Origin of the sequence: Streptomyces inhibens (assembly GCF_003389455.1) — a bacterium.
Classification (GTDB): domain Bacteria; phylum Actinomycetota; class Actinomycetes; order Streptomycetales; family Streptomycetaceae; genus Streptomyces; species Streptomyces inhibens.
The window spans coordinates 1-8848 of the sequence record NZ_QUAC01000395.1; the positions used below are offsets into that span (position 1 = coordinate 1).

Sequence of the window (8848 nt, forward strand, 5' to 3'; positions counted from 1 at the left end):
TGTCGGCCACCGCGGCGGGGCTGGCAGGCGCGGCGGGGCCGGCAGGCGCGGCGGGGCCGGGCACCGACGGAGCATGGCCGGATACCGACGGAGCATGGCCGGGCACCGGCGGCGCGCCCACCTCACCGTGCCCCCCGTAACCCCCGTACGACAGACGGGTCTGCGGGTCCGGAGGCGACGGGTCCGCGGGGCCGGCAGGCGCGGGCGGCACCGGTGGCACGGGCGGTACCGGCGGCATCGGCGGTACGGCAGGGGCGCCGTACGCGGGCGGGGCGCCGTACGCCGACGGCGCGGCGGGCGCCAGGAGAGCGGCGCCGCAGCGCCCGCAGAACTTGTCCGCCGCATCGAGCGGTTCGTCGCACCCCGGACACCGGGACGGCCCAGTCACACCCATGTCACACCCACGTCCTGGGGCGGAAGCGGTTGGCCCGCTCCACCAGTTCGATCCTTTTCTCGCCACGCTGTGCCAGCCGCGCGAGCAGGCGGTACGACCGCTCCAGGCCGAACCGCAGCCCCCGCTCGTCCAGCGCGCTGCCGAGCAGCGCCGGCCGCTCGGTGCTGGCCGATTCGCCGTCCGGTCCGGCACCGTGGCTACCGGAGAGTACCCAGTCCAGGGCGCTGCCCAGTACCTCGGTGGTGAGTTGTTCCCGGCGCTCGGCGTCCAGGCCGAAGTCCGCGAGGGCCTCGATCTGTTCGGCGGCCGCCCGCAGATCCGCCGGCAGCGGATCGCCGGGCGGGCGCTGCCGCAGCCGTGCGCGGATCGCCGCGATCCGCGCCGCGGTGTAGTGGATGGACGACTCCGGGACGGACTCCAGCGCCTCGACCGCACCCCTGCGGTCGCCCGCCGCCAGCCGCACCCGGGCCAGCCCGAACGCGGCGCTGACATAGCTGCGGTCGGTCGCCCACACCAGGCGGTAGTACTCCACGGCGTTGTCCAACTGCCCCAGCAGCTCCGCGCAGATGCCCAGCGCCAGCTTCGGTGCCGGCTCGCCGGGGAAGGCGTCGTAGACCGCGTCGAAGGCCAGCGCGGCGCTCTCGCGGTCCCCGGCGGTCAGCGACACCAGGCCGCGGTGCCACACCACCCGCCAGTCGGCGCCCCACTGCTCGGACGCCGTACCGCGCCGCCCCGCGGCGGCCCACTCCTCGGCGGGCTTCGCCGCGATCGCCTCCAGCACCGCCTGCGCCGCCGCGGCATCGCCCGTCTCCAGGCGGGCGCGCAGCTCCCGCAGCCGGATCTCCAGCGAGTCGGCGGGCGCCGAGCGCAGCGCGCCCAGGAGTTCGGCGGGGGCGGCGGTCAGCAGCCCGGCCAGGAGCCCGGCGTTGGCATCGCCCGGATCCACCCTCGGCACCGGCAGCGCGAGGGCGGCGCCGGCCACATCCAGGGGACGCAGTACGGGACCGCCGGACTCCGGAGCCGCGGGCCGCACCGGCGCCGCCCCGCGCGCGCCCAGCAGCGAACTGTCGCCCTCCTGCGGGGCCAGCAACTCGGTGTCCACCGCGCGCAGCTCGGGCCCGAACAGCGAGGACAGCGCCGGCCGCGGCTCGCCCGACTGGAGCGCCACCACCTCCCGCAGCACGCCCGTCAGCTGCTCGGCCATCTCCTGGGCAGAGGCGAACCGGCGCGCCCGGTCCGGGTCCGTGGCGCGCACCAGCAGCCGGTAGAAGGACTCGTAGGTGCGGAACACCTCGATGTTGTCGGGATCGGGCAGCGAGTCCGCGAAGACGTTCGTATAGCCCTGGAAGTCGAAGGTGAGCACGGCGAGGGTACGGGCGACGGTGTACAGGTCGGAGGCGACCGACGGGCCCAGCTCGGCGATCTCGGGCGCCTGATAGCCGATCGTGCCGTAGATCGGGCTCTCGTGGTCGTCCATCCTGCGCACCGCGCCCATGTCGATCAGCTTCAGCTGGTCCTGCTGCTGGATGGCGTTGTCGACCTTGAAGTCGCAGTAGAGCAAGCCACGGCTGTGGAGGTGCCCGAGCGCCTCCAGGGCCTCGATGCCGTACGCACAGGCCTGCTCGACGGGCAGCGGATCGCGCCGCCCCTGGGGCGTGCGCCGGTCGTTGGCGATGTCCTTGAGCGACATACCGCCGACGTACTCCATGACGATATAGCCGTCGAGGCTGCGCGTCGCCCGGTCGAGATGCTCCACGAAGTTGTAGATCCGCACGATGTTGGAGTGCTCGATCTCGGCGAGAAAGCGCCGCTCGGACATCGCGACCGCGAGCGCCTCCTCGTCGCCGGTGTCCAGCAGCCCCTTGAGCACCACCCACCGGTCGGAGACCGCACGGTCGATCGCCAGATAGATCCAGCCGAGCCCGCCGTGCGCCAGACAGCCCACGACCTCGTACTGGCCGTGCACCAGCTCACCGGCCCGCAGCTTGGGCACAAAGCTGTACGGATGGCCGCACTTGGTGCAGAACCCTTCCGTACGGCCCGCCTGCTCACCGCGCGCCCGGCCCACCGGCGCCCCGCAGTCCGCGCGGCTGCAGAACCGCTTTCGTTCGGGGACCTCCGGATCCTCCAGCACCGCCGCGCGCGGATCGGGCCGCGGCACCTGCGGCACCGTCACCAGGCCCGCGCCCAGCCGCCCGCGCGCCGACCCGGACGACGAGCCGCTGCCCGCACTGTGCACCGACACCGCCGATACGTCGCGGGTCCGGTCACCGCCGGACAGCGCGCGCGAGAGCCGCCCGGACACCGAGCGCCGGGACGACGCCGAGCGGCCGGACGGCGCCGAACCGGCCGAACCGGCTGAACCGGGCGCGGGGGAGGGGATGGTCAGCAGCGCCCCGGCCGCCTCGCGGGCGGCCGTCGCCCCCGTGAGCGCCCGGCCCGTCAGACCCGTGGGCGGCGAGGACAGCAGACCGCCCGGCGAGACCACCGGCGCCAGACCGCACAGGTCGCAGTACAGCTCGCCGCCGCCGACATCCTCGTAACCGCCGGTGCAGCCCCGCCGCTGGCAGCGCTCGTCGGCCCGCTCCGTCACCAGTCCCCCTTACCCTCCAGCTGCTGCGGAACCAACGCCTCCGCAGCCGCCTGCTGATAGCGCCACACCGCCTGCTCGGCCGCCCGCAGATCGCACGGTGCGCTCCACAGCATCCGGCGCGCCACGTCGTAGCGCTCCACCAGCAGCGGATCCTCCGCCATCCCGTGCCGCGCCACCTTCGCCTTGTACGCGTCCAGCCGGCCGCGCAGCTCGGCACGCACCGCGAGCGGCGCGGTCACCGCCGTCAACGACTCGCGGGCACGGTGGAGTTCGTCCTCCGCCCGCTCCTCCAGGCGCTCCAGCAGCGGCGAGAGCCGGTGCCACTGCGACCGTCTGCGGTACTCGGCGGCCGCCGCCAGCTGCTCGTGCAACGCCGTCGACGGGCCGCTGACCGCCGGCACCTCCGACGCGGCGATCTTCGCCAGCACCTCGCCACGGGCCTGCCGCGCCTCCGTCAGCGTGCGGTCGGCGCGGGAGAGCACGTCGCGCAGCTGCATCAGCCGCCGCTCCGCGTCCTGCCGCACATCCAGCACCGCCGCCACCTCACGCCGGATGTCCTCCAGCGCACGGGCCGCACGGTCGTAGCGCCCGGTGTCCGGACGGCCCCCGCCGGGCGCCGAACTCCCCGTCGACGACGACACCCAGAACGCCAGCGGATCCGCGATCACCTGGGCGCGCAGCCGCACCAGCTCGTCCGTGATCCGCTCCAGGTCGTCACCCGCCGGATGCTCACCGGGGCGCACCCCCACCGAATGCGCCAGCGAACGCGTCCGCTGCAACTCGGCGGACAGCAGATCTATCCGGGCCGGCAGCGCCGACCAGACCGCGTCGGCCGCGACGATCACATCCAGCGACCGCGCATAGAGCCCGTTCATCCGCTCGACGAGCTGCTCCAGGCTGAACCGCTCGCTCAGCAGGGCCGGGCCGCTCTCCGCGCCGCCGCCCGCCGCGGCCGCACCCGGCACCGTCACCCCCTCGCCGTGCAGCAGCTCCGACAGCTCCGCCAGCTCCTCGGGCGACGGCCAGCGCCGCCGCGCCCGCAGCTCACGCGCCGTCTCCAACGCCGCCGTATAGGCGTCGAACAGCGACCACAGGACCGTGATGGACCGCTCCGTGGCGGCCCAGCGCTCCTTGGTGGTGCCCGACAGATCGGCGCCCTCCAGCAGCCGGCGCCCCGCGTGATCCTGCAGGGCGAGCAGCGAGGTCTCGATCGCCTCGTACTCGGCGCCGAGCCGCGCCAGGGCGCGATCCACCTCCTCCCGGCCCAGCACCGGGGCATCGGGCCTCCCCGGCGAACCGGGGAAGGGTCCAGGGACCCCCATCGATCACTCTCCAATACGCGTACGGTGCACGGCGGTTGCTGCGAGGGGGCAGCTGCTGCGGTCAGGCTCCTTCCGTTTTCTCATCCCTGCCCCTAGTGAACGGCATCGGACCGCCCCATGGGGCGATCGGTCACGTACTCCGCTCCTTGGGGCGGTTCCTGCGCGGTACTCGCTCCTTCGGCGATCAGTCGCTGTACTCCGGCGACGGCGGCCCCGATATCCCCGGCATATCGGCCCGCAGCCACTTGCGGTACGCCCGCATCCAGGGGCTGTCGGCGCCCCCGTCGCCCCGGTAGTCGTCCAGGACCTTGTTGACCCGCCGCACCAGATCCGTGTCGTCCTTGTTCATCGCGACTCCGTACGACTCGTCCGTGAACGGCTTCCCCTTCAGCTCCACCGCCGGATCCTGCGCCGCCTGCGCCGCGGCCAGCGCATTGTCCGTGACCACCGCATCCGCCTCACCCAGCTGCAGCCGCACCAGACAGTCGAGCTGATTGGGCACGGTCAGCACCTGCGCGCCGTGCCGCTGCGCCGCCAGCTCCGATTCACCCGTCGAACCCGCGGCCGTGCACACCCGCTTGCCGCGCAGTGAATCGTCGAACGCCTTGATTTTCGACGTCTTCGGGGCCAGCACCTGCTGCCCCGCCTGGAAGTACGAGGTCGAGAACGCCACCTGCTCCTTGCGCGCGCAGTTGATCGTCATCGTCCGCACCACCATGTCGACCGAACGCTTCCGCAGTGCGGGCATCCGCTGGTTGGTCGGCACCGCCTTGAAGACGACCTTGGCATCCGGCCCCAGGATGTCCTCGGCGATCGCCCGCGCCAGATCGATGTCGAAGCCCTCCAGCTTGCCGGTGGCCGGATCGCGATACCCCCACCGGTAGGTGTTTTGGTCGACCCCGACGACCAACTGGCCCTTCTCCTTGATCCGTTCCACCGCCGCACCGTCGTCCGGCGACGGCCGCAGACTCTCCGCCGCGTTCTGCTCCGTGCACGTCGCGAGGGCGGGGGAGGCCGGCGCCGCCCCCGGACCGTAGGCACGATGCGTCGCCGCGGGCGAGGACGGACCGCCCCGGCCGGGCCCGTCGTCCTCGGCATCACTGCCCAGCGTCGGCACCAGCACGGCCGCGGCCGCCGCCATCACACACATCCCGGCCGCGATCGGCGCCAGGACGGCACGCAGATTCATCAGCCCTCGCGCGCGCACCCTCATGTCCCCATCACCAGGCCCCATCACCGGTACTCCGCCAGCCTGCGCCCGATGCCCAGCACCGCGCCCACCGCCGCCAACGCTGCCAGTACCCCGGCGCCCACCGGCAACCCGCCCAGCGCCCCGCGCCCGTCGTCCGCCGCCGACCGGAACTCCGCCTGCTCATGCACCAGCGCCTTCTGCAGCCCCGCGGCCACCCGGTCGAAGGACTCACCGGTGGAACCGTCCGCGCCGATCACCTTCGCCAGCGCCCGGTCGTAATCACCCTTGTCGTCCGCCGTCCGCGCCTCGGCATGGCGCGCCTGCCACTGCCGTACGTGCGTCAGCGCATCGCGCACCGGGCCCCGCCCCGCCTCGTCGTCCGCCAGCGCCAGCGCCGCGCCCAGCCTGCTCTTCGCCGCCGCCGCACCATGGTCGCCCGGGCCCGCCAGATCCTTCATCCCCGAACGAAAGCCCGCCTCGTAGAAATCCTGCTGCCCCTCGGTCAGCACCGCACCGCGCGCCACCAGCGTCAGATTCTCGTCCCCGCGCGCCTGTAGCGCATCGATCCGCGCCTCATTGAGCACCCGCAACGACCGGGCGCCGTGCTCATAGGAGGCCGTCAGCCCCGTGCGCGCTACCGTATGCCCCGCCACCAGCCACAACAGCACCGCGACGGACGCCGCCGTCGCGGCCAGCAGCCCGCGGTTGAACACCCGGTTGGTGCGCCGGTAGTGCCGCCGCTGCGCCCACCCCAGCGCACCGATCGCCAGCACCCCGGCCGCCAGCGCGAACCACGGCCGCGCCTTGGCTTCGTCGTAATCGGCCGCCAGCCGGTCCGTCTCCGCGTCGTACAACGCCCGTGCGGCCGGAAGAAGTTCCGTACGCATCTGCTCATTGGCATACCGCAGATACGCGCCGCCCAGCGGCAGCCCCTGCCGGTTGTTCGCCCGCGCCGTCTCGACCAGCCCCGTATAGCGCGGCAGCTGCCTGCTGAGCCGCGCTATCTGCGCACCCGCACCGTCCGAACCCCGGGTGCTCTGTGACGCCTTGGTCAGCAGCTCCGCCGCCGTCGCGATATCGGCGCCATAGCGCTCACGCGTCGCCCTGCTCTCTTCCCCGCCGGCCAGAAACCCGCCGGCGGCCGTCGTATCGGCATCCGCCAGCGAACGGTAGATGCTCGCCGCATCCGCGGTCAGCGGCTGACTGCGCTCCACCACATCGTCCGCGGCCGCCGCCCGGTCCGAGATCTGCCAGGCCGTGACCGCCCCGAACAGCACCACCAGCAGGGCGAGTACGGCACCGATCACCCGCAGCCGGCCCGGTTCGGTCGTCGCCGCGGCACGCAGCTCGTCCAGCCCCTCGGCCCAGGCCGGCCGGCGTCCCGAGGCGGGCGCCGGCACGCTGCTGGTCGACACGGACGACACAGATCCTCCCCCTAGGTCGCTGACTGCGGGCCCGGCCCCCGCGCACCGCGCCCGAGGGCGCTCACGACAAGGACCGGTGCATGGGCAGCAGTATGTCCGCCGCCGCTGACAAGCACACCGCTATTGACCTGATCTTGTTCGGATCGCGACGCACAACGGGGCGGTCGCGCCACCGCGACCGGCATTACAGTTACCGGAGAGTCGTCAGACATCAGGTGACGTGGCCGGGTGCCGGGTGCCGGGTGCCGGGTGCCGGGTGCCGTGGCCGGGTGCCGGGTGACGGGTGCCGGGTGACGGGTGACGGAGGCACGGCACCGGGTGGCGCCGCCGGACAACCGGCGAACCCGCCCAAGGTCATCTCCGACATGACCGTATTGACGTGCCCAAAGACGACGTGCCCGTGATGACATGCCAAGAGGGAGTGATCTCATGCAGCCGGTCCGCAAGGGCAGGGTGTCGCTGGTGGAGACCGCGACCGACGAGATCCGCACCCAGATTGTGACCGGCATCTGGCCGGTGGGCAGCCGTATCCCGCCCGAGAGCGCCCTCTCCGAAACCCTCGGGGTCAGCCGCGCCTCGGTCCGCGAGGCCGTCCGCTCCCTCGTCCACTCCGGCCTCCTGGAGCCCCGGCAGGGCGACGGCACCTTCGTGATCTCCGACGACGACAGCGCGGTCGCCCTCCGCCGCCGCCTCGAACGCGCCGAGCTCAGCCATGTCACCCAGGTCCGCCAGGGCCTCGACGTGGTCGCCGCCCGCCAGGCCGCCAAACACCGTACGGACGCCCAACTCGCCGGCATCGAGGCCGCGCTGGCCCGCCGAAGGGCCGCCCTCGCCGCACACGACGCCGACGCCTTCACCGCCGCCGACGCCGAATTCCACGTCCTGGTCGCCGAGGCCGGCGACAACCCCGTACTCGCCGACATCTACCGCTCCCTGAGCGCCGCACTGCGCGAGGAACTCCGCCGCGCCGCCTGCCTGGACACCGCCACCGCGGCCCCCGCCGATCCGCACTCCCGCCTCACCGACGCCATCCGTGCCCAGGACCCCCAGGCCGCCGTGGACGCCGCGGTTCTGCTCCTCGCCGGCCACGTACGGGATCTCGCCCTCCCCCTGGACGACTGAGCCTTCCGCTCCGCCTCCGCCTCTGTCTCCGTCAGCCCGTTGGCCCGACGGCGCACACGCCACACTCCACGCCCCACGTTTCACTTCCGCGCGCCGCTGACCGGCACCCCCACCTCCGACTACGCTGAGTGACGAAGGTCAACCCTCGTCCCAGCGACCGGCACGGCCCACCCGCGCCTGACGAATCGGAGGCACCCCCATGCGCCGCATCAAGAAACTCCTCACCCCCCTCACCGCAGCCACGACCAGAGCCCGCGCCGCCCCCGACGCCACCCCCTCGGCCAGCGGTTTCCTGACCATCGGCACCACCACATACATCGACCCCCGCGGCAGCTACCCCCTCGACCACCGCCTGAACGGCTACGCCACCCTCATCATCAACGACACCAACCACCACATCACCATCGTCACGGAACGCAACCACAACGATCCCCCCACCCCACCCCCGGACCAGATCCTCGCCCCCGGCCAACGCACGGAGACACACCGGGGGGACAGCGTGCAGGTGGGGTGAGGAGGGGCCGGGGGAGGTCCGCCCCAGCCACGGACCAGGGGGCGGACCGCCCCCGGAGGTCCGCCCCAGCCATGGCCCAGGGAGGGGCCACCCCCCGGAGGTCCGCCCCGGCCACGGACCGGGGGGAGGGCCACCCCCCCCGAGGGCCGCCCCAGCCACGGACCAGGGGGGAGGACTGCCCCGAGGGCCGCCCAACCACGGACCGAGGGCCGCCCAACCACGGACCAAGGGCCGCCCAACCACGGACCAAGGGTCGCCCAACCACGGACCAGAGGGGAGGGCCACCC

General features: G+C 73.3%; 6 protein-coding genes and 1 pseudogene. 2 read left to right on the forward strand and 5 right to left on the reverse strand.

Annotated elements, in window-relative coordinates; all coding sequences use genetic code 11:
- The 5 genes and pseudogenes from DY245_RS45515 to DY245_RS35555 all read right to left on the reverse strand — a co-directional run.
- Positions 1-394, reverse strand: a pseudogene (locus tag DY245_RS45515) (protein phosphatase); the annotation flags it as partial.
- Between the two features lies 1 nt (position 395).
- Positions 396-2987, reverse strand: coding sequence for a serine/threonine-protein kinase (locus DY245_RS35540; RefSeq protein WP_128511221.1), 2592 nt, complete (start codon positions 2985-2987; stop codon positions 396-398).
- The gene (locus DY245_RS35545; RefSeq protein ID WP_128511222.1) at positions 2984-4309 is read right to left on the reverse strand and encodes a hypothetical protein; all 1326 of its coding nucleotides are present in this window, start codon (positions 4307-4309) and stop codon (positions 2984-2986) included. The genes DY245_RS35540 and DY245_RS35545 overlap by 4 nt, the downstream gene beginning before the upstream one ends.
- Before the next feature lie 184 nt (positions 4310-4493).
- Positions 4494-5522, reverse strand: a complete 1029-nt coding sequence (locus DY245_RS35550) for a glutamate ABC transporter substrate-binding protein (RefSeq protein ID WP_244943479.1) — start codon at positions 5520-5522, stop codon at positions 4494-4496.
- Between the two features lie 20 nt (positions 5523-5542).
- Positions 5543-6916 carry a hypothetical protein gene (locus DY245_RS35555; protein WP_128511223.1) on the reverse strand — a complete coding sequence of 458 codons (1374 nt, stop codon included), beginning with the start codon at positions 6914-6916 and terminating at the stop codon, positions 5543-5545.
- A 438-nt stretch (positions 6917-7354) separates the two neighbouring features.
- Here DY245_RS35555 and DY245_RS35565 point away from each other — a divergent pair, with 438 nt between their 5' ends.
- On the forward strand, positions 7355-8047 hold the full coding sequence (locus DY245_RS35565; RefSeq protein ID WP_128511225.1) for a FadR/GntR family transcriptional regulator: 693 nt from the start codon (positions 7355-7357) through the stop codon (positions 8045-8047).
- Between the two features lie 199 nt (positions 8048-8246).
- Positions 8247-8561 (forward strand): hypothetical protein, encoded by a 315-nt coding sequence (locus DY245_RS35570; RefSeq protein WP_128511226.1) that lies wholly within the window; start codon positions 8247-8249, stop codon positions 8559-8561.
- The last annotated feature ends 287 nt before the right edge of the window (positions 8562-8848 follow it).

Bases quoted from the DNA above. Each gene is read 5' to 3' on its own strand.
- DY245_RS35545 (WP_128511222.1), bottom strand. From the start codon at position 4,309: ATGGGGGTCCCTGGACCCTTCCCCGGTTCGCCGGGGAGGCCCGATGCC.
- DY245_RS35550 (WP_244943479.1), bottom strand. From the start codon at position 5,522: ATGAGGGTGCGCGCGCGAGGGCTGATGAATCTGCGTGCCGTCCTGGCG.
- DY245_RS35565 (WP_128511225.1), top strand. From the start codon at position 7,355: ATGCAGCCGGTCCGCAAGGGCAGGGTGTCGCTGGTGGAGACCGCGACC.
- DY245_RS35570 (WP_128511226.1), top strand. From the start codon at position 8,247: ATGCGCCGCATCAAGAAACTCCTCACCCCCCTCACCGCAGCCACGACC.